The following is a 25,743-nucleotide window of genomic DNA, read 5'->3' as shown; positions in this document are numbered from 1 at the left end:
CCTCCGGGGGCTTTTTTGTTTTGCGTGATTTTAGATATGCCGGCTATATCTTGAACCAGTTAAACATAACTCCCTGCCAGGAAATATTAGACGCGTAATTCCTCATACTAAGGAAAGAAGGAAAACACCATGCGTAGGAGATTGTTTATTGAGCTGGACCCTCCAAAGATACTCGTCTTAGGTTTTGGGACGATTATCCTGCTGGGGGCATTGCTGCTGTCACTGCCCTCTGCTACAACTGATGGTAAGGGGCTTCCGCTGCTTGATGCATTTTTCACTGCAACATCGGCTACATGTGTGACAGGGCTGGTTGTCGTGGATACCGGTGACACCTTTACTGCCTTTGGAGAAGTGGTCATCCTGTCGATGATCCAGGTCGGCGGTTTAGGATTTATGAGCTTTGCTACATTGCTCGCATTCATCTTGGGGAAAAGAATCTCATTAAAAGAAAGATTGATCATCCAGGAGTCTTTCAACAACGAGAACGTTGAAGGAGTCGTAAGGCTTGTAAAAAGAATCCTGATTTTCACAGCAACTGCCGAGATTGTCGGCGGAATCCTGTTATCATTCAGGTTTTCGCAGGATATGGCTGCGGGAAAAGCTATTTATTTCGGCTTCTTCCACGCAGTGTCAAACTTTAATAATGCCGGATTTGACTTGATGGGAGGTTTCAGGGGCCTTACTGCCTATGCTGAAGACCCGATCGTCAATCTTACGGTGACGTCACTGATCAGCCTGGGAGGCATCGGGTTCATTGTAATGAATGAACTATTCGAGTATCGAAGCACTCGCCGCTTGTCCCTGCATTCGAAAATGGCACTATCTGTTTCAAGTATTCTGGTAGTTGGCGGGGCTCTCCTGATTTTTATCCTGGAGTATAATAACCCTGCTACCCTGAAGCCTTTATCAGCGGCTGGTAAAATTTTCGGGGCATTTTATCAGGCTGTCACTCCAAGGACTGCGGGTTCAAATACCTTAAGCATTCCTGATTTAAAACAATCAACCTTGTTTTTGATCATCTTCCTGATGTTTATTGGCGCTTCTCCCGGATCAACAGGAGGGGGGATCAAGACTACCACATTTGCCGTCTTGATCGGTGCTGTCAAATCGCAAATCCGCGGCAGGGAAGATGTGACCTTCTTTGGAAGGAGGATGGATTTCTCCATCGTTTCCAAGTCTTTGACGGTTACACTTATTGCTATTTTCTTAGTGATATCCATGACGATGGTGTTAACTATCACAGAACCGGGAAAAGATTTTCTTATGATTTTTTTTGAAGTGGTGTCAGCCTTTTCGACTGTAGGACTTTCAATGGGCTTGACCCCTGAGCTGTCCTCATTCGGGAAAATTTTAATACTTATTACGATGTTTGCGGGCCGGGTTGGTCCATTGACACTTGCTTATGCAGTGGCAAAAAAAAGAAAAGAGGATCACTATCGATATCCAGCTGGAAAAGTGATGATTGGGTAGGAGGAGTATATTATGGCAAAGCAATACGCAGTAATCGGGATGGGGCGTTTTGGGTCCAGTGTAGCGACAACACTGTATTATGAAGGAAATGAAGTGCTGGCGATTGATAAGAGCGAGCAGCATATTGAGGAATATAAAGAGTTTGTTACACATGCGGTAATCGGAGACTCAACTGATGAGCAAACCTTGAAGGCTGTGGGGATCAGGAACTTCGAGACGGTCATCGTGGCAATTGGCGATGATATCCAGGCAAGTATCCTTACCGTTCTGATTTTAAAAGAAATGGGCGTTTCCAATGTCGTGGCCAAAGCGCTCAACAAACACCATGCACAAGTATTATTCAAGGTTGGCGCTGACAAAGTCATCTTCCCTGAACGGGACATGGGGGAACGTGTTGCCCATCAACTGATGGCGTCCCCGAATGTATTGAATTTCATCGAGCTTTCAGATGATTACAGTATTGAGGAAATCAAGCTGCCAATGAGCATGGCAGGCAAAAACCTGATTGAAATCAATCTCCGTGCAAAATACAATATTACCGTAATCGGCGTCAAAACAGCAAATAAGGTCGATATTTCTCCAGATCCTGAAAAGACACTTCGAGCAGAAGATATTCTGATCGTCCTGGGAGAAAATGGCGACTTGCATAAATTCGCGAAAATTAAATAATGACAGTATGAGGCAGGCTGGGAAGAAGACAGCCTGCTTTTTTATTCGTTCACTATTTTGAAAATTTACAAAAAATAGACTTTCTGTTCTGGCATTAATAAAAATAGACGGTGGCCGATGAAATAAATATAAATTTACTTGAAAAGGGAGCAGGACATCAAGATGAAACGAATTATGTATATATTTTTTATCGCAGTTTTACTCGCAGGGGGACTTGCTGGCTGCGCCAACACAGAGTTGAAGGCGAAGGAAAGGGTTAAAATTGGCATCATGTTGTCTGACGTCGGACTTGGCGATCAATCTTTTAGTGATGCAGCGTTTGCCGGACTGACAAAAGCAAGGGATGAATTGGATATTCTTTTTGATTATCGTGAGCTGCAGGAAGCAGGCAGCTATGAAAAGGGGTTTACTGAGCTGGTGGAAGACGGAAATGATCTTGTCATCGGGCTTGGTTTCATGGTTCTTGAGGATTTGGAAAAAGTCGCAAAGAAATATCCGGAACAACAGTTTATACTGGTGGATTCGGTATCAGAAATGGAGAATATCACATCGATTACTTTTAAAGAAGAACAGGGCAGCTTCCTGGCCGGTGCGGTTGCCGGGATGACCACCAAATCAAAGGTCGTCGGATTTGTGGGCGGTGCGGATGTGCCGCTGATCCGCAAATTCAAATCGGGATTTGAGCAGGGTGTGAAAGCAGTCAAGCCGGATGCTGAGATAAAGGTCGCTTACTCTGAGGATTTTGGCAATGCTGACCTTGGAGGAAAGATTGCTGCAGGAATGATCGATGAAGGTGCTGATGTTCTTTATGCTGCCGCTGGTTTTACCGGAGTAGGTGTATTGAAGGAAGCGCAAGCCAGGAAAAAGTTTGCGATTGGTGTAGATAGCGACCAATACTTTTTTGCCGAAAAGGCCATTATTACTTCCATGCTGAAGAATGTGGATATCGCACTATATGAAGCAGTTAAGGAGTTCCAATCCGAGAAGAAGCTTAAATCAAGGCAAATCGAACTGGGCATTAATGAAAAAGGTGTCGGGCTTGCACCAATCCGGGTCATCAAGCTGAGTCCAGAGCAGGAAAAAACCTTGAAAGACTTGGAAGAGAAATTATCAACAAATGAAGTTTCAATTCAGCTAGATTAACAGCTGCAACTGGGGGAACAGACATGACAATAAAAAAGAAATTACTATTGAATTTATTGCTCGCCATTGGCTTATCGATTGTGATGATTTCTTTTATCATTTACAGAATGCTGATGGTCCAGGCATCTAATCAAGATTATGTACAGGTACTGCTGACCGTTCAGAACCTGGAGGCTGAAACATCGGCAACCAAACAATCGCTAAGCAATTTTTCCTTCAGTCCGACCGAAGGGAACAGGCAGGATGCATTAGCGAAAATGGAGAAGACCTCTAAAATTTTTGCTCAGGCAGAAGGATTGATTCAGCAGGAAAACAGCAAGAAAGTGTTGGACAAAGCTTTTGAAAAGTTTAATGCACTCAAATCCGAAGCTGAGAAGGCACTTGATGATAAAATCAGTGCCGAAGTGAAGCGGCAATCGCTGCGCAGTGAGGGCGTCCTAAATGATCTGTACCTCTTGAATATCCAGGTAAATGATTATTACGATTATCTTCAGGAGGATTTGAAGAACCAGATTCAATTCATAATCCTCTCGGCAATCATCGGCAGCATCCTGCTTGTTGTTGTTGCCGGGGGAATCGGGATCAGGCTGACGAGTTCGATTACAAGGCCATTGAAGCAGATTGCCATCAATGCCCAGGAAATCGCCAAAGGAAACCTGATGATTGAAAAAGTCCCATACAAGCATAAGGATGAGCTGGGGACTTTGAATGAGTCCTTCGACATGATGGCATCTCAATTGACTTCCTTGCTGCAAAAGGTGAATAGGACAAGCAAAGAAGTGGAAGAGTTTGCAGCGGAAATTGAACAGGAAAATGTATCGCTGACAGAGATTTCTAATCAGGTAGCTGTATCAACGGATGAGCTTTCAGCAGGTGCCCAAACTGTTTCGGAAGATCTGCAGCAATCCGTCGAACTGATTGACGACATGGATAAGGAAATCATGCTGAATCTGGACTACAGCCAGGAGTCATCCTCATATAGCCAGGAAGCAGTGGAAGCAATCGGAGAAGGCAGAAAAGCAATAGAAGGGCAAAAAGTGTTAATTACAGAAAACAAAGCGGCATCCTATTCCATCCAGACAGCAACGGGCAAGTTTGTTGGTTATGCCGCTAAAATTGAAGACATGGCCAAATCTGTTTCGGCAATCGCAGCCCAGACCAATCTGCTTGCGTTGAATGCAGCGATCGAAGCTGCAAGGGCTGGAGAGGCTGGCAAAGGATTTGCGGTCGTTGCGTCCGAGGTCAGGAAGCTGGCTGAAGAGTCAAACCTCGCAACAACGCAAATTTTCGATATGGTCAATCTGTTGAAGACTGGACTAGATGAAATCGGAGAAGCTGTGAACAAAGGCGGCGCCATCGCTGATGAGCAAATGGATTCGATGAACCTGACAATGTCAGCTTTTGAAAATATCGAAGCCAGAGTCAGCGGCATCTCTGAAAAAATCACCCAGCTTGTAAGCGGAATGGAAGCCTCCAAGGAACTGGGAGCCAAGGTCCTGCACAATGTTGAATCCATCAGTGCCGTCGTCGAAGAAACAGCAGCTGGAAGTGAAGAAATTTCAGCCTCCACAACGGAACAATTATCGGCATTCGGCAACCTTTCGAAAAAGGTAACAGACTTAAGGAAACTGACCAATGAGTTGAATGAATCTGTTTCTATCTTTAAGTTTAATAAATGATTATAAGAGTATCATGGCCTGGAGCTGTGGTACTTTTTTTATGGAGCAAAATGGACACTTGGTCGAATTATTTGAAAAAGTGGTCGAAATAATCCAAAATGTGGTCGATATATCCGGAAATTTGGTCGAAATAATCTAAAAAGTGTTCGAAAAAATGAAAAAATCGCCAAAATAATGAGTTGCGCAGTAAATCAGTGCATATAAAATGGCGGAAATTATGATAAATGATTCCCGACGGTGATATGATCCCTTTAATTTACATGCAGTTTCCAATATATGAGTCTATAATAAAATAAAAGAAATAAGAATTATAGAAAGAGACTGCATAGGGCTAAAAACAGAAGAGAAGGTGAAGTGTTGAAACAAAAAGATTTATTCCTGGCATTTTTCCGCGTGGGAATCCTTGGCTATGGCGGCGGGCCGTCATCGATTCCGCTCGTACATAAGGAAGTGGTAGATAAGTATAAATGGATGGACTCTGATGAGTTCGGTGATATTCTGGCTTTGGGAAATGCGCTCCCCGGTCCGATCGCGACGAAAATGGCAGGGTATATCGGCTATCGTGTGGGCGGGATCCTGGGCATGGTCAATGCCCTGGCCGCAACGATGATTCCGACGATTATCCTGATGATTATCCTGCTTACGACTCTGAACTCATACAAGGATCAGCCGTGGGTAAAAGGAATGGCAGATGCTGTTGTACCGGTTGTTGCCGTCATGCTCGCTGTCCTGACATGGGACTTCATTAAGAAATCGGGTAAATCGAAGCTTGGCTGGGCCAGGACAGCTATTGCGCTGATTGCCAGCCTGGTGCTCCTCCAGATCTTGAATATACATCCGGCAATCTTGATTTTCATTTTGCTGCTTGGCGCTTTAATAAAAAAAGACTCTTCTCCAATTGAAAAGAAACAAATGGGAGGGGAGCAGAAATGATTTATTTCCAAATATTTTTGGCCTTTTTCATTCCTGGTATTTTAGGCTATGGCGGAGGGCCGGCCTCGATCCCGTTGATTGAAAATGAAGTCGTCGACCGATATGACTGGATGACGGTCAATGAATTCAGTGAAGTCCTGGCGATGGGCAATGCACTCCCGGGGCCGATTGCGACGAAGATGGCCGGGTATATCGGCTATTCAGAAGGCGGAATCCTCGGCGCCATTGTCGGTGTGTTTGCAGCCGTGGCACCATCGCTGATTCTGATGATCGGTCTGCTAGGACTGTTGATGAAATTCAAGGATTCTCCTCGTGTCAAAAGGCTGACAATCGTTGTCCGGCCAGTCATTGCGGTGCTCCTGGGAGTCATGACCTATGATTTCTTTTTTTCCTCCTATGAAGGTGTCGGTTTGACACAGACCATCCTGATTGGCGGCATCAGCTTCGTCCTGATGGAAAAACTGAAGGTACACCCGGCGTATGTCATAGCCGGTGCCCTCGTCTATGGTGCCCTTGTTTTAGCGTAAACAAGGGTTTTTCTTTTTGAAAATAAATTCTCTTACAGCCCCAATGATGTAAGCGATTACAACCTGAAAAAGACTAAAAAACTCTGTTGACAAATATTTCAGAGAGTTTTAATATTTCAATTATCAAAATGAATTTAATAAGTTACTTATCAAGAGAGACTGAGGGATTAGGCCCGATGACGTCCGGCAACCTCCTTTATGGAAAGGTGCCACTTCCTACAGAATGGTTTCATTCTGAAAGATAAGTCGTATAGATATTTACGATGCCTCTTTCTTTGAATGAAAGAGGCTTTTTTTATTGAGTGAAAATGGGGGTGCAAAAATGATTGAAGTGAAGAATCTGGTCAAGGTATATGACACGAAAAAGGGATCGGTGACAGGCGTTGACGATGTTTCGTTAAAAGTAGAAAAGGGCGAAATTTACGGGATTGTCGGATACAGCGGCGCAGGCAAAAGTTCTTTGCTTAGATGCCTGAACCTCCTTGAGAAGCCGACATCGGGAGAGGTTTTTATTGAGGGTGTGGAGCTAACCTCTTTAGGCAAGGGCGATTTAAGGAAATCCCGGTTGAAAATCGGGATGATTTTTCAGCATTTCCATCTTGTAAGTGCAAAGACAGTCAGCGAAAATATCACTTTTGCGCTAAAAGCTGCCGGCACTCCGAAAACAGAGATAAATGAGAGAGTGCTAGAGCTTTTACATATGGTGGGCCTTTCCGACAAGAAAGACGTCTATCCTGCACAGCTGTCCGGCGGCCAGAAACAGCGTGTTGGCATAGCCAGGGCGCTGGCGAATAATCCATCCGTCCTGCTCTGCGATGAAGCAACCTCTGCTCTTGACCCAAGCACGACCCGCTCTATTTTATCTTTACTAAAAAAGATTAATAGAGAGTTAGGAATCACAATCGTGCTTATAACGCATGAAATGGAAGTGGTCAAGACGATTTGTGACCGAATGGCTGTGATGCAAGATGGAAAAATCATTGAAGAGGGAAATGTCTACGATGTTTTTGCCAATCCACAGGAGCCGCTGACAAAGGATTTCGTCAACTCCATCCTACAATTCGAATTGCCGGAAAGACTGATGAAGGAGCGGGAAGGCAAATTGATCAAGATTTATTTCCAGGGCGAGATTGCCGAGCAGGGGGTCATCTCGGATGTATTCCAGAAATTCAAGGTGAGGGGAAACATCCTTCACGGCAAAATCGAGTATATTCAGGAAATCCCACTAGGGATTTTCATTATGGAAGTTTCGGGCGAGACACTTGAAATCGACCGGGCCATTGAATACATCGCAGCAAGGACAAGAAATCTGGAGGTGATTGAAGATGCTGCTTGATAACCTGATCGCACTGCTGCCGGAACTGAATAAAGCATTCTTTGAAACAATTTATATGGTCGGCATCTCCATCCTTGTCTCGATCATTGTTGGGCTGCCGACAGGTGTTCTTCTTTTTGTCACCGATAAAGGCCTGTTCCTGGAGAACCAGCTTTTTAAAACTATTGCTGGTTTTATCGTCAATATGATCCGCTCGGTTCCGTTCATCATCCTGTTGATCGCACTGCTGCCGCTGGCGAATTTAATCGCCGGCACGACAATCGGGCCGACTGCGGCATCTGTTTCATTATCTGTCGCGGCGATTCCGTTCTTTGCGAGAATCGTAGAGCAAAGCTTGCGCGAAATTGATAAAGGGGTCATCGAGGCAGCGGTGGCCACCGGAGCGACTCCGTGGATGATCATCAAGGATGTCCTCATTCCAGAGGCAAAGCCTGGAATCGTCCAGGGTATCACCATCACGATCATCAGCCTTGTAGCATACTCGGCAATGGCCGGGATCGTTGGCGGCGGCGGAGTCGGTGACCTGGCAATCCGCTTCGGTTATTACCGGTACGACAATACCATCATGATTACGACGGTTATTATCCTGATATGCCTTGTCCAGCTGATTCAGTTTGGCGGCGACAGGATTGCTAAATTAGTAGACAAAAGATAAAAATTGGGGGTTATTTTAAAATGAAGAAATTATTATTCTCTTTACTGTTACTTCTATCAATCAGCTTGTTGGCTGCATGCGGCAGTGACTCAGCCTCAGGCGGCGATGCGAAGGCTGACAAAAAGCAGGTAACATTCGGAGCGACATCCGGACCGTACAGTGATATGGTCACAAAAGGCATCAAGCCTCTGCTTGAGAAAAAAGGCTATGAAGTGAAAGTGGTCGAATTCAGCGATTACATCCAGCCTAATCTGGCTTTGTCAAAAGGAGACCTTGATGCCAACCTGTTCCAGCACAAGGTGTACATGGAGAATTTTGCAAAAGAACACGATCTTGAACTGTCTGAAGTAATTGTTGTACCAACAGCGCCAATGGGGATCTACTCCAAGAAGTTCAATTCACTGGATGAAGTCGCAGAGGGTTCAGACATCGCGATTCCAAACGATCCAACAAATGCTGCGCGTGCCTTCCTGATCCTTGAGGATGCCGGCCTGATTACACTCGATCCTAATGCTGATCCGCTGACTGTTTCTGAAAAAGATGTAAAAGATAATGTCAAGAACCTGCAGTTCAAGCCAATCGAAGCAGCTCAGCTTCCAAGGGCTGTTGAGAGCGTCGACCTGTCAGCGGTACCCGGCAACTTTGCCCTCGCAGCAAAAATGGATCTGTTGACTGCGCTTCAGCTTGAAAACATGCCGGACCAGTATCGCAACCGTGTCGTCATTAACACAAAGGACCAGGATGCCCAATTTGCAGAGGACATCAAGGAAGTCGTCGAGTCTGATGAGTTTGAAAAAATCATCGATAATGATTTCAAAGGTTTTGGAAAGCCAGAATGGATGAAGTAAGAGTATGATGTAAGGAAGTCCCAGCAGCCGATGCTCCTGGGACTTTTCCTTTTTTATAGCTTTCTCCCCTATAAATTGGGTAAAATATTGAAGAGACTTTTTTTCCGAAATTCACATTGGGGGCTCCAGAACTAGAAACATTACACAAATTTCAATCAAACAGTAACAGAGGGAGATATATGGAAAAACGAAATAATAGATCTAGACATTTAGCGGCTATTTCGCTGGCGATTATGGGAGCGGGGTTCCTTGCGATGATTCCTTTCCAGGACTCGCTGATCGGGAAACTGCTGATGGGCGGCTTTGAAGCCGGTCTGGTCGGCGGACTCGCTGACTGGTTTGCTGTGACGGCGTTGTTCAGGCATCCGCTCGGCATTCCGATTCCGCATACGGCACTTTTGCCGAAAAATCGTGATAAAGTAACACGCGCATTAATCAATATGCTTGAGAATGACTGGCTCACAAAAGAAAGCATCATGGAAAAGTTCAAGCAGATTCATATTTTGGATAAAATTTTTGAAACAGTTGAGAAGGAGCTTCACTCTGAATCTGTTAAAAACAGCCTCCAGGCATTCAGCCTGGATGTGGCTAGGAAAGTGGACGTTGAAAGATTTGCGCCAACAATCGAAAAAGAAATCAAAGGCTTCCTGCTCTCAGCTGATTCTTCCGAGTTTTTGCAAAAGGCCTCAAGCCATATCCTGGCGAAGGAATATGATTCAGCTGCATTTGACTATGTCCTGCAAGAGACAGAAAAATGGGCATCACAGGCTGAAGCGAAAATGGTCCTTGGCAAGCTTGGAAAACAGGCAATTGATACAACCGAAGCGGATGGTCTCCTGAAATTCGCAATTCAATCTTTCAGCAATATGATCACCGAAGAAAAGGTCGGCAACATCTTGCAATCATTTATTTTAAAAAGAATGAAAAACCTGCAGCAGGAGGATAACCGATACCGCCATATGATTCTTGAAAAGATCCAAAAAGAACTGGGAAGTATCAATGAGCGCGAAGCCCTCATGTCGGAAATCCAATCCTGGAAAAATAAAATGGTCGAAGAAATGGATTTGACCGGACAAATCAAAGGAGTCCTGGCTAAGTCTAAGGATCGCTTGATGGCTTTTATCGAAAAGGACAGTTTTGTGGATGACACGGTGATTCCCGTAGTGAAAAAATTCATTGATGAAATCAAAGCAGACGATGAAAAAGTTTCAGCGACCGAAACATGGCTTCATGCTAAAATAGCTGGGCTGATTGAAAGAAACCATTCAAAAATCGGGAAGCTTGTCAGAGAAAACCTGGATAAGCTTGATACAGAAACACTGATTGACATGATGGAAAACAATGTTGGAAAAGACCTGCAATGGATCAGGGTGAACGGCGCGGTATGCGGTTTCCTGATCGGGCTGGGCTTAACCATCTTCAAACTCATTGTCATGTGAGCTTGAGACCAATTCGTTATCGGATTGGTCTTTTTACTATATTCGGGAATAAGAAATAAATGGTAGTATAATGGCGGGGAGGGGGATGTATGGTTAAAAACGGATTGCTTTTGAAACTGGGGTTGCTAATTGTGTTCATGACTGCTTTAACGGTGTATGGAGCTTATCACTGCAAAATTGTGAATGGACCGTACGATAAGCTGACAATCAGTAACATGGATGGCATCATTCACGTGATTGAGGACAAGGGTGAAATCGAAAAGATCGTATCCAAAATCAATGAAGGCAAACGTTCATTCAACTATAATGCTGGCTTTACATACGATTTTTTACCCCATGGCATCCTGAGCTTTGAAAATGAAGCGGAAAAAGTCCAAATAGGATACATAGTAACAACCGGGAATACGGTAACAAAATTTTGGGAGATAGAGACGGATTTTCTATTTGAAACTCTTCCGAATGCAACATCTAAAAAGGAGTGATTAAGCTGAAAAAGGTTAATATCAGTGAAAAGTTTTCGCTTTTTAATGACTATTGGAGCCCGAAAATAGCGGGGGAAATCAATGATATGCATGTGAAATTCGCCAAGCTGAAGGGGGAATTCATCTGGCATATGCATGAACATGAGGATGAGATGTTCCTAGTTATGAAAGGAAAGCTCTTGCTCAAGTTTCGGTATAAAGATGTGCATTTGAATGAGGGAGAATTTATCATTGTGCCAAAAGGCGTAGAGCACCTTCCAATTGCCGAGGAGGAAGCAGATGTCATCTTTTTTGAGCCAAAGTCCACCTTGAATACCGGTAATGAACAAAATGACCGAACGGTGTCTGATCTTCAATCGATATAAATGGCTATATGACAAAAGCCTCCTGAGTTGACTCAGGAGGCTAGCGTAATTCATTTAGCTGCCGCTTTGTTCCTAAGGATTGTTTTTCGGATGAATGGGATCACCCAGCGGTCCAGCCCATATCTTCCTGCGTTATATCCGGCGAAAAGGAGGATGAAGCCAAAGAAGATATCTGTTGGGTTATGTGATACGGTTCCGGCAAGGAAGAAACTGAAGTTCATGATCAATCCGAAGAACATTGCTGCTGTTGTCAGACAGCCAAGAATGAGTCCCAATCCAACGAGGAATTCACCGACAGGAACGATAAAGTTGAAAAGCTCAATATTTGGAAGTGCGAAATTTTCCAGAAAAGATACATACCATCCATAAACAATTCCATCAGGGCCTTTGACAGGGTTGGCAATGGCATTGGTCAAATACCCTGTTGCATCAAATCCCTCTCCGGTCAATTTTCCCCATCCGGCAGTCATCCAGTTATAGCCTAGCCAGATCCGAATGAATGTCAGCAGGCCAGCTGCCACATTGTTTTCCCTTAACCATTTTGCGAACATATGAATCGCATCCCTTCAAAATGAATGATTATTTGATTACACTACAATATATTGGTTTTCGGCCTTTTGATGCGGGCCAGAGAACGCTGTTCACAAAATAGCAATAACATATTGTCAAGAATTTGAACGAGCGATAATCTGCAAGGAAATGAAAAAGAGCCTGCAGAAAACAGGCTCTTTAAGGTCTTTAATGTTAAACGGTTTTATGTGCGGCTTCCGGTTCTCTCTTTAAAACAGTCTTGCGGATGAAAGGAACTACCCAGCGGTCTAAACCGTATTTGCCAGCATTGTAGCCAGCGAACAGAATGATGAAGCCGAAGAAGATGTCAGTTGGGTTATGAGATACAGTGCCGGCAAGGAAGAAACTGAAGTTCATCACAAGTCCGAAGAACATCGCAGCAGTTGTCAAACAACCTAGGATCAATCCAAGACCGATAAGGAATTCACCAAGCGGCACGATGAAGTTGAATAGGTCGACGTTTGGAATCGCGAAGTTTTCAAGGAAATTCACATACCATCCATAAACCATGTGTCCATCCGGGCCTTTCACTGGATTGGCAACTGCATTTTTCAGATATCCGGTAGCATCGAATCCTTCACCAGTCAATTTACCCCATCCAGCAGTCATCCAGTTATATCCGAGCCATACCCTGATGACAGTCAACAGGCCAGCAGCAACATTGTTTTCTCTTAACCATTTCGCTAACATCTAAATCGCTTCCCTTCAAAAATTAGTAATTATTGATTACACTTACAATATATCAAAATCCGAAATAAAAATGAGTTATCTGTGAAGTTGTTCACAAAAACGCAACAACAAATTGACGGAATATTGAACATGATCCTTTTTTAAAGGAAAGGTGGCGACAGTGCCTTTTCAATTCAGTCAGAAAGGAAGAAAGCATATGGATCAATCAGCAAGAGAAGCTCAGCAAAATCAGGGCACTGAGAAAATTTGGAGCAAGGATTTCCTGTTTATATTCCTGGCGAATTTCTTCATATTCCTCGGGTTTCAAATGACCTTGCCTACCATCCCGCTATTCGTGGAGCATTTGGGCGGAAATGACCAATTGATCGGTTTTGTCGTAGGAATTTTCACCTTTTCGGCATTGCTCGTGCGCCCATTCGCCGGCCGGATGCTGGAAACGAAAGGGAGAGGCTTCATTTACCTCACAGGTCTGGCAATCTTTGTGTTCTCAGTAGGTTCATTTGGATTCGCATCTGGAATTGCCTTCTTGTTTCTAATGCGAATTATCCAGGGGGTTGGCTGGGGATTTTCGACAACAGCATCTGGCACGATCGCAACGGATTTAATCCCGCCGAGGCGCAGGGGAGAAGGAATGGGATACTTCGGGCTCTCCGGAAACGTTGCTCTCGCGATGGGACCTACGCTTGGACTTGCTTTGGCTGCTGCCATTACCTTCAAACAATTATTTCTAATCAGTGCCGCTCTGGGCATTGCTGCATTTCTCCTTGCATCACGTATCACCTATAAAAAGGTGGAACAGTCCGAAGAGAAAACAGTGAAGCGAAGGTGGGATGTATATGAAAGATCTGCCCTGCAGCCGTCCTTGCTATTATTGTTCATTACGATCACCTTTGGAGGAATCGCTTCATTCCTGCCGCTCTACTCAGCGCAGAAGGGAATCGCAGGGATCGAGTGGTACTTTTTTATTTTTGCGTTGACGCTGATGCTCTCCAGGTCATTCGCAGGCCAACTTTATGATAAAAAAGGACATGGTGCTGTCTTCCTGCCAGGAACATTTTTAATCATGATCGCTATGATCCTTTTGGCGTGGCTGCCTAACAGCCTTGTGATGTTCATTGCAGCCGGCCTGTATGGATTCGGTTTTGGCTCCGTCCAGCCCGCATTACAGGCTTGGGCTGTCCAGGATGCTCCGATGAACAGGAAAGGGATGGCGAATGCCACTTTCTTCTCCTTTTTCGATTTAGGTGTTGGAGTCGGGGCGATGGCTTTCGGCCAGATTGGCCACTGGCTTGGATATGGAAGCATCTACATTGCTTCCGCCATTTCCGTTTTTGCTTCAATTCTTCTCTATATTTTAATGATGAAAAAGACCCCAAGAACCTAGACCTGCTTCCGGCTTTGGAGCAGGTTCTTTTTATTTGAAGTAGAAATTTTAATAGAGTAAAATACTTGTGTAGGTATATTTTGGAATTAGAGCAGCACCCGGCACCGGGGTTTTTTACTTTTAAAAAATATGGTGTGGGGTATAAAAGAATGAACTCTTCATAAACCTATTAAAAATGAAGGAGGAATTCATATGTATTTCAAATCATTTTTTGATGACCAGCTAGCACATATGTCGTACTTGATCGGCTGCCAGAGGACGGGCGAGGCGCTTGTCATCGACCCGGCAAGGAATATCCAGCCTTATCTGGATATCGCAAAAAAAGAAGGATTCAATATTTCAGCCGCAACCGAAACCCATATTCATGCGGATTATCTGTCAGGAGCAAGGGAACTTGCTCACCACCATGGCGCCAAGCTGTATGTATCAGATGAAGGGGATAAGGACTGGAAATATCAATATGTCGACCAGTATGAGCATGAATTGCTGACTGAGGGCTCGACTTTCAATATTGGGAATATTTATTTTGAAGTGATCCACACGCCAGGACATACGCCGGAAAGCATCTCATTCCTGCTGACGGATAAGGGCGGCGGTGCCAATGAACCAATGGGCATCTTTACGGGCGACTTCCTGTTTGTAGGCGATGTCGGCCGTCCTGACCTTCTCGAAAAAGCAGCTGGCATCAAGGATACATCGGAAGCAGGCGCCCGCCAGATGTACGAATCGCTCCGCAAAGTGGAAAACCTGTCTGACTTCCTGCAAATATGGCCAGCACACGGAGCAGGAAGCGCCTGTGGAAAATCCCTAGGCGCGGTGCCAATGTCGACATTAGGCTATGAAAAAAAATTCAACTGGGCTTTCCAGATCAAAGAAGAGGACCAATTTGTTCAGGAGCTGCTAGCCGGACAACCAGAGCCTCCGAAATACTTCGCTCAGATGAAAAAGCTGAACAAGGAAGGCCCTGAATTGCTCAGACGCGAGGAAACCCCTGAAGTGTCATTGTCCGACACAGGGAATGCTGCAGTCGTAGATACCCGGCAGGCAAGTGACTATGCCGCGGGGCATGCAGAAGGAACGATCAACATTCCATACAATAAATCCTTCGCAAACTGGGCAGGATGGCTATTAAGCTATGACCAGGACATCGTATTGATCGCAGAACCGGAAAAACTGCCTGATGTGAAAAAATCCCTGCAATCAATCGGTCTTGACCAGGTAACCGGGTATGTTGATTCGGAAGAGCTCGGAGGAAGCCACGAGGAATATAAGTCTGTAACTGCCAGCGAGGCAAAAGAGCTAATGGAAGACGAAAACTACTTTGTCATCGACGTCCGCAACCAGAGCGAATGGGACAGCGGCCATATCCCCGGTGCCCATCATATGATGCTCGGCAACCTGACCGACAAGATTGACGAAGTGCCAAAAGACAAGAAAATCATCGCCCATTGCCAATCAGGAGCACGCTCTGCCATCGGAACAAGCCTGCTGCTGAAAAATGGCTTCAAGGATGTATTAAACCTCGAAGGCGGCTTCTCCGCATGGGAACAAGAAGGATTGCCTGTTAAAAAAAATTAATACCAGAGCCAGCTCATTCTGTGAGCTGGCTTCTTTTTTTTACAAGAGTTAGTGCTGATGCATGTGAATTTGAAAAAGCAAAGCTCCCTTGTTTGTAAGAATATAATAGTTGTCACCAATAGAGGTTATTGGAGCCTTGATTTGTAAGAATATAGGAGAACTGGGTCACCTATAGAGCCTATTGGGACCTTGATTTGTAAGAATATAGGAGAATTGGGCTACCAATAGAGCGTATTGGGGCCTTGATTTGTAAGAATATAGGAGAATCGTGTCACCAATAGAGCGTATTGGGGCCTTGATTTGTAAGAATATAGGAGAATTGTGTCACCAATAGAGCGTATTGAGGCCTTGATTTGTAAGAATATAGGAGAACTGTGACGCCAATAGAGTGTATTGGGACTTTGATTTGTAACAATATAGGAGAATCTTGTCACCAATAGGGCGTATTGGAGCTGTGATTTGTAAGAATATAGTAGGGTCGTGGCATCAATACAGCTTATAGGAACCCTAATTTTTAAAGTGGCTAGGAAAAAGAGGTAACTGTCCCTTTTAATCATGAACAAACTATGTCCAATCCATTAAATAATCTGTAACATTACCCTAATCAGTTGATTATGTTCCTGTTGCGCTATAATTTAGAGATAACAGATTTCGTGATAGAGGGGATTGCCGTGAAAATATTAGTGATTGAGGATAATGAGAGTGTGTGCGCGATGATTGAGATGTTTTTTTCGAAAGAGGGCATTGAAGGCAGGTTTGTGAATGATGGCCTAGAGGGTTATGAGGCTTATAAAAATGAGGATTGGGATTTAATGATTGTCGACTGGATGCTGCCGGGGATGGATGGTGTCACCTTATGCAGGAAGATCAGGCAGGAGGGCAGTGATATTCCCATTATCATGCTGACGGCAAAGGACAGTGAGTCGGACCAGGTTCTTGGGCTTGAAATGGGGGCGGATGATTATGTGACGAAGCCGTTCAGTCCGCTGGCTTTGATGGCGAGGATCAAGGCTGTGGCACGCCGTTACCAAAAACAGAAGCCTGACGAGAACAGCGATGTCGGGACAAGCCGGCTGAAAATCAACAAAGAAACACGTGAGGTGAGCCTGGACGGCAAGCCAGTGACGAATTTGACACCAAAAGAGTTTGACCTGCTCCTGCTTTTCGCCCAGCATCCGCGTCAGGTGTTTACGAGGGAACAGCTTCTCGAGCGTGTCTGGGGTTATCAGTTTTACGGAGATGAGCGTACGGTCGATGTCCATATCAAGCGTTTAAGGAAGAAGCTTGGCACAGCTGAACAGCCATTCTTCCACACTGTATGGGGAGTCGGCTATAAATTCGACGAATGTGTTGATGGGCATGAAGGTTAAGTATATCTACCAGCAATTCCTCAGCCATATCAGCATTATCATTGTCGCTTTCCTCATCCTTAGTCTTGTTTTCACACAATATGTTGAAACACTGGTCTATAAAAACAAGACGGAGGAGCTGGTTTCCTATGGTGAGAATATCCTGCGGGATCTCGACCGGGGTAGGGAACAGCCGGACCAGGTGATCAACCAGTATGCCCGCGTCCTGTTTGGACGTGATATCCAATTCAGTGTGTTTGATGAAAATATCCAGCTGCTGAATCCCATCCGGTGGAGAGGGCCGGCGATTGAATTATCGGAAAAAGAGTGGAGCCAGCTTACAAACGGAAAACCGATTGTGAAAAATTATGACCTTGAAAGGTATGACCGTGCTGTGACCTTGGTTGTTTTGCCATATTTGGACCGCGGGAATTTCGTTGGCGGCATTCTCCTTACCTCTCCAATCAGCGGGACACGGGAAATGATTACCGAAATCAATAAGTATTTGTTTTATACGATGCTGATTGGCCTTGGCGTTTCGTTTTTGCTGAGCTGGGTGTTATCGCGAATTCACGTCAACAGGATCAAAAAGCTCCAGGAAGCAACATCGGCCGTCTCAGCTGGGGACTATACTGTAAAAGTACCAAGTTCGGATTTTGATGAGATTGGCGAGTTGGCAAATGATTTTAACGGCATGGTCGACAGGCTGAATGAATCAAAATCCGAAATCGAGAACCTGGAGAACCGGCGGCGCCAGTTTATGTCCGATGTGTCACATGAATTGAGGACGCCGCTCACGACCATCAGCGGGATCATCGAAGGCCTGAGGAATAATATGATTCCCGAGGCGGAAAAAGAGCGGGGAATCAACCTGGTCAGCCAGGAAACGAAGCGGCTGATCAGACTCGTCAATGAGAATCTTGATTATGATAAGATCCGTTCAAACCAGGTTCAGCTTGTAAAAGAAGATATTGAACTGATCGAAGTGCTCGAAATCATCCAGGATCAGCTCGGATTGCAGGCAGAGGAACGCAATAATAGAATCGAGATCGAGGCAGAGGAAGCGGCGATGGTCCATGCTGATTATGACCGTCTCGTCCAGATTTTGATCAATATTACGAAAAACAGCATCCAGTTCACGGATAACGGAACAGTCTGGCTCCGTGGCAGGATGAAAGGCAGCACAACGGTGATTGAGATAGAGGACACTGGCATCGGTATTGAACCGGCCGAAATTGAAAAAATCTGGCATCGTTTTTACAAAGCCGATATCTCGAGGACGAGCAATCCGTTTGGGGAATTCGGTCTCGGTTTGTCCATCGTCAAACAGCTGGTGCAGATGCATGCCGGGAAGATTTCTGTGGAAAGCGAGCATGGAAAAGGGACCAGGTTTGTGATTGAGCTCCCTTTTCGCTAAGATAATAAAGAAGCTGTGGGCATTGCCCCCGGCTTTTGCTATTGGAAAGGGTGAACCGACATGGTGCGTTTCGGAGTGGTAGGAACAAATTGGATTACGGAAGCGTTTATTAAAGGAGCACGCCATCAGAAGGATTTTAAGCTGGCTGCAGTATATTCCCGTTCAGAGGACCGTGCTGCGGACTTTGCAGGGAAGTTCGGAGTGGATACCGTTTTTACAGACCTGGAAGAGATGGCGAAAAGCGATGCCATTGATGCTGTCTACCTTGCCAGCCCAAATTCTTTGCATGCCAGCCAGGCGATCATGCTAATGGAAAATGGCAAGCATGTTCTTTGTGAAAAAGCGATCGCGTCTAACAGCCGCGAACTGAACGATATGATCCGAGCGGCAAAAGAAAATCAAGTTGTTTTGATGGAGGCGCTGAAATCGACCTTGATGCCGAACTTCAAGGCAGTCCAGCAAAACCTGGGCAAAATTGGCACAATCAGAAGGTACTTCGCAAGCTATTGCCAGTATTCTTCCCGCTATGACAAATATAAAGAAGGTACCGTCCTGAACGCATTTAACCCGGAATTCTCGGCAGGTTCGCTGATGGATATCGGTATTTACTGCATTTATCCGCTCGTTGTCTTGTTTGGAGAGCCAAAGTCTATCCAGGCAAATGGCTACATACTTGAGTCAGGAGTTGATGGGGAAGGAAGCCTGATTTTGAAGTATGATGAAATGGATGCTGTCATCATGTTTTCGAAAATCACTGATTCAACACTCCCTTCTGAAATACACGGTGAGAACGGCTGCATCAGGATTGATAAAATCAGCACTCCTACAAAAGTAGAAATCCTTTACCGTGATGGAAGCAGTGAAGATCTGTCAGTAAAACAGCTTGAGGATAATATGTTTTATGAAGCAGAGGAATTCATTACATTGATCCAGCAAGGAAAACTGGAGTCGGTAAACAATTCGCTTGAAAACTCAAGGATCACCATGAAAATCCTTGATGAAGCCAGATTGCAAATGGGTGTCAGCTTCCCGAGCGACAAATAGAAAACAGGCAGGTGCTGCTAAGTGCACCTGCCTGTTTTTCATGGTATCGGCTGTTTATGGAACGATCCTTAGTAATGTAAAAATTTTACGCAGACAGGGTCCGGGACTTGCACATCAGACTGTAATAATGTCAATCTGCCTGTTTCTGTGTTACGAGAATAAAGCGTGACATTGCTGGAATTCTGGTTGGCGGCAATCAGGAATTTCTCGCTTGGGTCAAGCATAAAATCCCTTGGCCAATTGCCTTCAGTTGAAGTGTGTTCAACAAAGGTGAGCTTGAAGCTTTCTGGATCCACCTTGAAAACGGCAATACTGTCATGGCCGCGATTGGCAGCGTAGATGTAGTTTCCGTCAGAAGAAATATGGATGGCACTTCCCTGATTGTTTTCGGTGAAGTCTGCTGGCAAGGTTGTGATTGTCTGAAGTTGTTCAAAGCTTCCATCTTCAACATTGTATTTTAAGACAAGCACCTCAGAGCTGAATTCTGTCATCAGATAGGCAATTGTGTTGTTTGGATGGAAAACAAGATGTCTTGGACCGCTTCCTGGTGCAATATTCAATACACTCTTTTCAATCAGCTGACCGTTGTCCAGGGTGTAGGTGATCAGTTGGTCGATGCCAAGGTCGATCACTGCCGCATATTTCCCGTCAGGAGTGAAGCCGGCATAATGCGTGTGCGCTTTTTCCTGCCGCTCATCCGGTCCTGAACCCTCATGGACCACGCTTGATAACACATTTTCAATACTGCCGGTTTCAGCGTTCAGCAGATAAGAATCTGCAGTCCCTTTATGGTAATTAGCGGATAAAAGCAGAGTGTTTTCCGGGTTCACGCTCACATGGCAGGGAGATGCTCCTGGAGCAAGCTGTGAATCGATGAAAGATAATTTTCCGGAGTCAAGAATGTTGAAGCCTGCAACTCCTCCGGAATCACCTTCTTTTGCGACTGCATAAAGGAAGCGGTTGTCATCGCTGATTGTCAGGTAAGTAGGGTTTTCCAGAGCTGCAGCTGGTTCCACATCAAGGATTTTTCCATTTGCCGCATCCAATGTGAAAGAATAGATCCCCTCGCTGTTGCCTTTTGTATAGGTACCGAAATAGCCTTTGAACTTTTCATGGGTTGCCATTATGAATGCCTCCAATTTAATTCGCGTTAATACTATGGTTTATAGTCTAGCAAAAAAATCATGGCAGACAAAATGTTACGTCCACCATGGTAATGGGTAAAATAAACATGAGCATTTTTGGTATTGGGATGTTAGGTTTTCTGACGAAAATCTGGACTTTGGACTTTAGAAGGGATATGCTCTTTTTTGAATAGTTTTTCGTGAATTAGGAGGGTTATCATGAGCTTGCAAAAGCAGATAATTGAAGATTTGAATGTGCAGCCGCAAATTGATCCCCAGCAAGAAATCAGGAAAAGAATCGATTTTTTAAAGGAATATTTGCTTACATCAAGGGCGAAAGGGTTCGTTCTAGGCATCAGCGGCGGCCAGGATTCCACTCTGGCGGGGAAACTTGCGCAAATGGCTGCGGAGGAATTGCGGTCAGAAGGCAAGGATGCCAAATTCGTCGCTGTCAGACTTCCTTATGCGGTGCAAAAAGATGAGGATGATGCTCAGAAAGCACTGGAATTCATCAAGCCGGATCAAACGATCACCTTCAATATCCAGCCTGCTGTCGACACCTTCAATACCCAGTTCGAGGAAGCGATTGGCGAGAAGATGACAGACTTTAACAAAGGAAATGCAAAGGCAAGGATCCGGATGATCACCCAATATGCTATCGGCGGGCAGGACGGCTTGCTGGTGATTGGGACAGACCATGCTGCTGAAGCAGTAACCGGATTTTTCACAAAATACGGGGATGGAGGAGCTGACCTGCTGCCGCTTACCGGCTTGAACAAGCGCCAGGGCAGGGAACTGCTCAAAGCATTGAATGCAGAATCAAGACTGTATCTGAAAGAGCCTACCGCTGACCTTTTAGACAACAAGCCGCTTCAATCGGATGAAACCGAACTTGGCGTCAGCTATGAAGTAATCGATGATTATCTTGAAGGAAAGCAGATTGATGAAGCAGCAGCAGCCAAAATTGAGGGCAGATATCTTGCTTCAGAGCATAAACGGCATGTTCCAGCGTCCATGTTTGATTCATGGTGGAAGGAATAAGCACAAAAAAGGCCTGGCTAAGATTTTCGATCAAAAGCCAGGCTTTCCTTTTTATTCAGTTTGCGCAATAGCTAACTGTGGCGCATCCTCTTTGTCTGTCACTTTGTCGATTTTATCGGTGAACATCTGGAAGACCCGCTTTTTTTCTTCCAACTCCTTGATATACTCTTTCAAATCATTGAATTTCTCCTCAAATGGCTGATGATACAATTCGCGAATCTTCCTGTTCAGGTCCGGATTCACTGTCGACTGGACAACCTGCTTCGTGATGTTAAATTTATATGTATACACTTTAAGCTCATTTTTTACTTCGTCATACTCCGCATCTATTTCTTTAAGAATCTCTTCAATTTCTGCTTTCCATTCATCTAGCGACTTTTTAACATGCTGTTCCATAAGGATCCTCCTGCCATTCGCCTGTAATAAAGCTTCTTCCTTTTATTCTAGCAACTGAACTTTACATAGAGATTGCTGGGATATTACATTGTGAAAACAATGCGCTAATCAAAGTTGGCGCCTGAAAGGGTTGTCTATCTTTCATGCGCTCACAAAGTTATAGGAAATTAGACTCATCTTTGTAATTAATTGGCGAATTTTGTTGAAAGTATGGTTCTAAAGTTTTATATTTTAAGTAGAACTGAAAAAGGCAAACTTATCGAAAGGTGAGGACGCAAAGCCACGAGTCTAAGGCCATGCTGCTAGGATAGTCGGGTTGCCAATAAAAGATCGGATGAGTATAGAACATATCGGTGAATGGTATTGGTTGACTGTTTGCCAAAGGAAATCCGCCGTCTTTTTTGGAGGATTTTTTTTATTCTTCCTGGTCCATTCTGCACAATCATGCAAAAAGAACTGAATTTCACGTTTGCCGAGTGTGAGAAAGGATAAATAAAACTTAAGTATCTTGACAGGACGAGTGAAAATAATCCTTTTGGCAGGTTTTGTTTTTAGGAAAAAGGATTTTTGAAAAATAGAATGGAAGGTGGAGGAAACGTTGACTGTATTGTTTGGGACGGTAGAGTACTTTGAACGGGAGATAGAGTTTCATTTAACAGATGTTGAAAAAAGGGAAAGGTTCCAGGAAGAAATTCAGCAGATACAAATGAAGCTGGAAGAAGAGCTTCGGAATGATTTCATCTGTGACGAGAGGCTAAGAAGGGAATGCCTTGAGAATCTATCAAATGCATGCAGTAAATTAACTGAAGATTATGTAGTTTGATAACTGCTAAAATATGAAAGCCTGTGGTGCGGACCACAGGCTTTTTCTATTGATTAAACATTTTCGATGATCGTTGCGACACCCATTCCGCCGCCTATGCAGAGGGTGGCCAGTCCGTATTTTTGTTCTCGTTTCTTAAGTTCGTGGATGAGTGTGACTAGAATTCTTGCTCCGCTTGCTCCAATTGGGTGGCCAAGCGCAATGGCACCGCCGTTGACATTTACATTCTCCTCGCTCATGCCAAGTTCCTTCATGACGGAAAGAGCCTGTGCCGCAAATGCCTCATTCGCCTCTACTAAATCGATATCCGTTAACTCCATTTCCGCTTTCTTAAGGGCTTTCTTAACAGCGCTAACAGGCCCAATACCCATGATGGATGGATCAACGCCCGCAGAAGCATTCGCCTTGATGGTTACAAGTGGAGTAACTCCTAGTTCTTTTGCTTTTTTGCCACTCATCACCACAACTGCAGCTGCGCCATCATTGATTCCAGAAGCATTGGCTGCGGTTACGGTTCCGTCTTTCTTGAATGCAGGCCGTAACTTGCCAATCTTTTCAAGAGTGCTGCCGAATTTAGGATGCTCATCCTGATCGACAATAATAGGATCGCCTTTACGCTGTTTCACTTCTACAGGGACGATTTCATCCTTGAAACGTCCAGAAGTGATCGCTGCTTCTGCCCGGTTCTGGCTTTTGACTGCGAAAGCGTCCTGTTCATTGCGCGAGATTTCATATTTTTCGGCAAGGTTTTCGGCAGTAATACCCATATGGTAGTCATTAAATGCACATACGAGTCCATCGCCAAGCAATGTATCAACGAGTTTTTGGTCGCCCATTTTGAAGCCTTCTCGCGCACCTTTGAGAACGAAAGGCGCCTGGCTCATATTCTCCATTCCGCCAGCGACAACGATATCGGCTTCACCTGCTGCAATTGCTTGATATGCCAGGTGAACGGCCTTCAAACCTGAGCCGCATAGTTTATTGATTGTCATGGATGGGCATGTCTCTGGAAGTCCTGCTCTCATGGCAGCCTGGCGTGCCGGATTTTGACCAAGCCCGGCTTGAAGGACATTTCCCATGATGACTTCATCGACGGAATCAGCACTAATATTTGCTTTTTCCAATGCAGCCTTAATAGCGGCCGCTCCAAGATCAACTGCAGATACCTTTGAAAAAGCTCCGCCAAAAGCTCCTGTAGCGGTCCTGACCGCACTTGCAATCACAATTGAATTTTCCATTTTTACTGCCCCTTCCGAATTAAAGTTAAGAAAGGGGGAATTGCTCCCCCTTTGTTGTTATTATTATACTAGTCCAGTTAACTTGTAGACTGCAATAATGAAGAATACAGCCAATGTTTTTATTACAGTAATAGCAAAAATATCTTTATAAGATTGTTTATGAGTTAATCCGGTAACAGCAAGCAAAGTAATAACTGCACCGTTGTGAGGAAGTGTATCCATTCCGCCTGATGCCATCGAGATGACACGGTGCATGACTTCTGGCGGGATATTGAATTCTGTGATTGCCTTCATGTAAGTATCAGCCATTGCACTCAAAGCAATCCCCATACCGCCTGAAGCAGATCCAGTCACACCTGCAAGAGTTGTAGTCGTTACTGCTCCATTGATGAGCGGATCTGTGAATGTTGTTGAAATTCCTTTACTCACAACAGAGAATCCTGGAAGAGAGGAAATGACTCCGCCAAAACCGTATTCAGCCCCAGTATTCATCGATGCAAGCAAGGCACCGCCTATTGCAGTGTTGACTCCAACTTTAAATCCTCCGGTAACCTTCTTCCAGTCATATAAAAGAGTAGCCAGGATGCCAAGAATCAACGCCAGTTCAACGGACCAGATTCCAACTACTCCAGCCATCTGGACCGTACCATAGGATTCAAGACCAATCTTTGAAAAATCAAACCCATTCGGATACCATTTTGGCAGATTCACTGTGAAGAATTTGTTAGCTACACCAACAAGCACTAATGGTACGAATGCAAGTACAGCTCTTATTGTGCTCGTTTTAGCAGTCATGTCAATGTTGCTGACACCTTCATCTAGTGCCTCAGCTTCTGCTGCAGCAGCGGATTCTGCATTATCAAATCCGTAGAAACCTTCGCCGCGTTTTGCAGCTCTCTTTCTAAGAGTTTCAAGATAAAGCATGCCTAATGTGAAAACAAGGATTGCACCAATGATCCCGAGGGCAGGTGCCGCGTAAATATCAGTCCCGAAGAAGCTTGTTGGAATAACGTTTTGGATCTGGGGCGTGCCTGGAAGTGCGTCCATCGTGAATGTGAACGCTCCAAGGGCAATCGTTCCCGGAATAAGCCTTTTAGGAATGTTCGCTTCTCTGAATAAGTTTTTAGCAAAAGGATAGATGGCAAATACCACAACGAACAAGCTAACCCCGCTGTATGTTAATATAGCGCCCATCAACACGATTGCTAGAATGGCACGGGTGCCGCCAACCAATTTAATGATGGACTTAGCGATGGATTCGGCAATCCCAGACATTTCGACTACCTTACCGAAAATTGCACCAAGCAGGAAAACTGGAAAATAGTTTTTGATGAATCCGACCATCTTTTCCATGAAGATGTTGCTGAAAAAGGGCAGTACGTGGCTTGGGTCCGTCAGCAGCACAGCCAAAAGGGCAGCGATTGGTGCAAAAAGGATGACTGAATACCCTTTGTAAGCTGTGAACATCAATAATCCAAGGGCTAATAGTATAATGAATAGCTCCATATGGGGAACTCCTTTCTAAAACACAAGTTTTGATGGA

The 25,743-nt window shown here is 44.7% G+C and carries 25 protein-coding genes and 2 riboswitches; of the genes, 19 read left to right on the top strand and 6 right to left on the bottom strand.

Annotated features, from left to right (window positions below; translation table 11 throughout):
- Nucleotides 1-129: 129 nt before the first annotated feature.
- From QNH36_RS20215 to QNH36_RS20160, 12 genes are all read left to right on the top strand, one after another.
- Nucleotides 130-1,470, top strand: a complete 1,341-nt coding sequence (locus QNH36_RS20215; protein WP_283904068.1) for a TrkH family potassium uptake protein — start codon at nt 130-132, stop codon at nt 1,468-1,470.
- Between the two features lie 12 nt (nt 1,471-1,482).
- The gene (locus tag QNH36_RS20210; protein WP_251544452.1) at nt 1,483-2,139 is read left to right on the top strand and encodes a potassium channel family protein; all 657 of its coding nucleotides are present in this window, start codon (nt 1,483-1,485) and stop codon (nt 2,137-2,139) included.
- Nucleotides 2,140-2,301: 162 nt separating this feature from the next.
- A complete protein-coding gene (locus QNH36_RS20205) occupies nt 2,302-3,282 on the top strand; it encodes a BMP family lipoprotein (RefSeq protein ID WP_144478697.1) in 981 nt (326 codons plus the stop codon).
- Between the two features lie 23 nt (nt 3,283-3,305).
- Nucleotides 3,306-4,961 (top strand): methyl-accepting chemotaxis protein, encoded by a 1,656-nt coding sequence (locus QNH36_RS20200; RefSeq protein WP_144478699.1) that lies wholly within the window; start codon nt 3,306-3,308, stop codon nt 4,959-4,961.
- 357 nt (nt 4,962-5,318) lie between these two features.
- Nucleotides 5,319-5,894, top strand: coding sequence for a chromate transporter (locus tag QNH36_RS20195; RefSeq protein WP_283904067.1), 576 nt, complete (start codon nt 5,319-5,321; stop codon nt 5,892-5,894).
- The gene (locus QNH36_RS20190) at nt 5,891-6,421 is read left to right on the top strand and encodes a chromate transporter (RefSeq protein ID WP_283904066.1); all 531 of its coding nucleotides are present in this window, start codon (nt 5,891-5,893) and stop codon (nt 6,419-6,421) included. The genes QNH36_RS20195 and QNH36_RS20190 overlap by 4 nt, the downstream gene beginning before the upstream one ends.
- Before the next feature lie 143 nt (nt 6,422-6,564).
- A riboswitch (SAM riboswitch) is annotated at nt 6,565-6,669 on the top strand.
- Between the two features lie 74 nt (nt 6,670-6,743).
- A complete protein-coding gene (locus tag QNH36_RS20185; RefSeq protein WP_283905447.1) occupies nt 6,744-7,757 on the top strand; it encodes a methionine ABC transporter ATP-binding protein in 1,014 nt (337 codons plus the stop codon).
- Nucleotides 7,747-8,412 carry a methionine ABC transporter permease gene (locus QNH36_RS20180; RefSeq protein WP_283904065.1) on the top strand — a complete coding sequence of 222 codons (666 nt, stop codon included), beginning with the start codon at nt 7,747-7,749 and terminating at the stop codon, nt 8,410-8,412. The genes QNH36_RS20185 and QNH36_RS20180 overlap by 11 nt, the downstream gene beginning before the upstream one ends.
- Before the next feature lie 20 nt (nt 8,413-8,432).
- Entirely contained in the window at nt 8,433-9,260 is an 828-nt protein-coding gene (locus QNH36_RS20175; RefSeq protein ID WP_283904064.1) for a MetQ/NlpA family ABC transporter substrate-binding protein, read from the top strand.
- Nucleotides 9,261-9,439: 179 nt separating this feature from the next.
- On the top strand, nt 9,440-10,699 hold the full coding sequence (locus tag QNH36_RS20170) for a DUF445 domain-containing protein (protein WP_283904063.1): 1,260 nt from the start codon (nt 9,440-9,442) through the stop codon (nt 10,697-10,699).
- Between the two features lie 89 nt (nt 10,700-10,788).
- Complete coding sequence (locus QNH36_RS20165) at nt 10,789-11,181, top strand: hypothetical protein (protein WP_283904062.1); 393 nt, start codon at nt 10,789-10,791, stop codon at nt 11,179-11,181.
- A gap of 5 nt (nt 11,182-11,186) precedes the next feature.
- On the top strand, nt 11,187-11,546 hold the full coding sequence (locus tag QNH36_RS20160; RefSeq protein ID WP_283905446.1) for a cupin domain-containing protein: 360 nt from the start codon (nt 11,187-11,189) through the stop codon (nt 11,544-11,546).
- Between the two features lie 50 nt (nt 11,547-11,596).
- Here the strand turns inward: QNH36_RS20160 and QNH36_RS20155 are convergent, their stop codons facing one another.
- On the bottom strand, nt 11,597-12,097 hold the full coding sequence (locus QNH36_RS20155; protein WP_283904061.1) for a DoxX family protein: 501 nt from the start codon (nt 12,095-12,097) through the stop codon (nt 11,597-11,599).
- 193 nt (nt 12,098-12,290) lie between these two features.
- The gene (locus QNH36_RS20150; protein WP_144478717.1) at nt 12,291-12,806 is read right to left on the bottom strand and encodes a DoxX family protein; all 516 of its coding nucleotides are present in this window, start codon (nt 12,804-12,806) and stop codon (nt 12,291-12,293) included.
- Between the two features lie 196 nt (nt 12,807-13,002).
- Between QNH36_RS20150 and QNH36_RS20145 the strand changes: the two genes are divergently transcribed.
- The 5 genes from QNH36_RS20145 to QNH36_RS20125 all read left to right on the top strand — a co-directional run bounded on the left by QNH36_RS20145 (nt 13,003) and on the right by QNH36_RS20125 (nt 19,578).
- Nucleotides 13,003-14,190: an MFS transporter gene (locus QNH36_RS20145; protein ID WP_251544432.1), complete on the top strand. Its 1,188-nt coding sequence runs from the start codon at nt 13,003-13,005 to the stop codon at nt 14,188-14,190.
- 192 nt (nt 14,191-14,382) lie between these two features.
- Complete coding sequence (locus QNH36_RS20140; RefSeq protein ID WP_283904060.1) at nt 14,383-15,768, top strand: MBL fold metallo-hydrolase; 1,386 nt, start codon at nt 14,383-14,385, stop codon at nt 15,766-15,768.
- A 671-nt stretch (nt 15,769-16,439) separates the two neighbouring features.
- Nucleotides 16,440-17,138 carry a response regulator transcription factor gene (locus QNH36_RS20135; RefSeq protein ID WP_144478723.1) on the top strand — a complete coding sequence of 233 codons (699 nt, stop codon included), beginning with the start codon at nt 16,440-16,442 and terminating at the stop codon, nt 17,136-17,138.
- Entirely contained in the window at nt 17,128-18,534 is a 1,407-nt protein-coding gene (locus QNH36_RS20130) for a HAMP domain-containing sensor histidine kinase (RefSeq protein WP_144479023.1), read from the top strand. The genes QNH36_RS20135 and QNH36_RS20130 overlap by 11 nt, the downstream gene beginning before the upstream one ends.
- Nucleotides 18,535-18,594: 60 nt before the next feature.
- Nucleotides 18,595-19,578, top strand: coding sequence for a Gfo/Idh/MocA family protein (locus tag QNH36_RS20125; RefSeq protein ID WP_144478725.1), 984 nt, complete (start codon nt 18,595-18,597; stop codon nt 19,576-19,578).
- Between the two features lie 68 nt (nt 19,579-19,646).
- On the opposite strand, the gene QNH36_RS20120 is transcribed toward QNH36_RS20125, so the two are convergent.
- Nucleotides 19,647-20,702, bottom strand: coding sequence for a lactonase family protein (locus tag QNH36_RS20120; protein WP_144478727.1), 1,056 nt, complete (start codon nt 20,700-20,702; stop codon nt 19,647-19,649).
- Between the two features lie 219 nt (nt 20,703-20,921).
- Between QNH36_RS20120 and nadE the strand changes: the two genes are divergently transcribed.
- Nucleotides 20,922-21,743, top strand: a complete 822-nt coding sequence (gene nadE, locus QNH36_RS20115; RefSeq protein WP_251544424.1) for an NAD(+) synthase — start codon at nt 20,922-20,924, stop codon at nt 21,741-21,743.
- 51 nt (nt 21,744-21,794) lie between these two features.
- On the opposite strand, the gene QNH36_RS20110 is transcribed toward nadE, so the two are convergent.
- The gene (locus QNH36_RS20110) at nt 21,795-22,139 is read right to left on the bottom strand and encodes a hypothetical protein (RefSeq protein WP_144478731.1); all 345 of its coding nucleotides are present in this window, start codon (nt 22,137-22,139) and stop codon (nt 21,795-21,797) included.
- Between the two features lie 239 nt (nt 22,140-22,378).
- Nucleotides 22,379-22,463, top strand: a riboswitch (cyclic di-GMP riboswitch).
- A 274-nt stretch (nt 22,464-22,737) separates the two neighbouring features.
- On the opposite strand from QNH36_RS20110, the gene QNH36_RS20105 reads away from it, so the two are divergent.
- Entirely contained in the window at nt 22,738-22,962 is a 225-nt protein-coding gene (locus QNH36_RS20105; RefSeq protein ID WP_144478733.1) for a hypothetical protein, read from the top strand.
- A gap of 53 nt (nt 22,963-23,015) precedes the next feature.
- Here the strand turns inward: QNH36_RS20105 and QNH36_RS20100 are convergent, their stop codons facing one another.
- On the bottom strand, nt 23,016-24,200 hold the full coding sequence (locus QNH36_RS20100) for an acetyl-CoA C-acetyltransferase (protein ID WP_283904059.1): 1,185 nt from the start codon (nt 24,198-24,200) through the stop codon (nt 23,016-23,018).
- Nucleotides 24,201-24,263: 63 nt separating this feature from the next.
- Nucleotides 24,264-25,706, bottom strand: a complete 1,443-nt coding sequence (locus QNH36_RS20095) for a GntP family permease (RefSeq protein ID WP_144478737.1) — start codon at nt 25,704-25,706, stop codon at nt 24,264-24,266.
- Nucleotides 25,707-25,743 lie beyond the last annotated feature (37 nt).

The organism is Mesobacillus sp. AQ2 (assembly GCF_030122805.1).
Classification (GTDB): domain Bacteria; phylum Bacillota; class Bacilli; order Bacillales; family Cytobacillaceae; genus Mesobacillus; species Mesobacillus oceanisediminis_A.
Note: the sequence above shows the minus strand (reverse complement) of the source record. Positions and strands in the feature narration are given on the sequence as shown.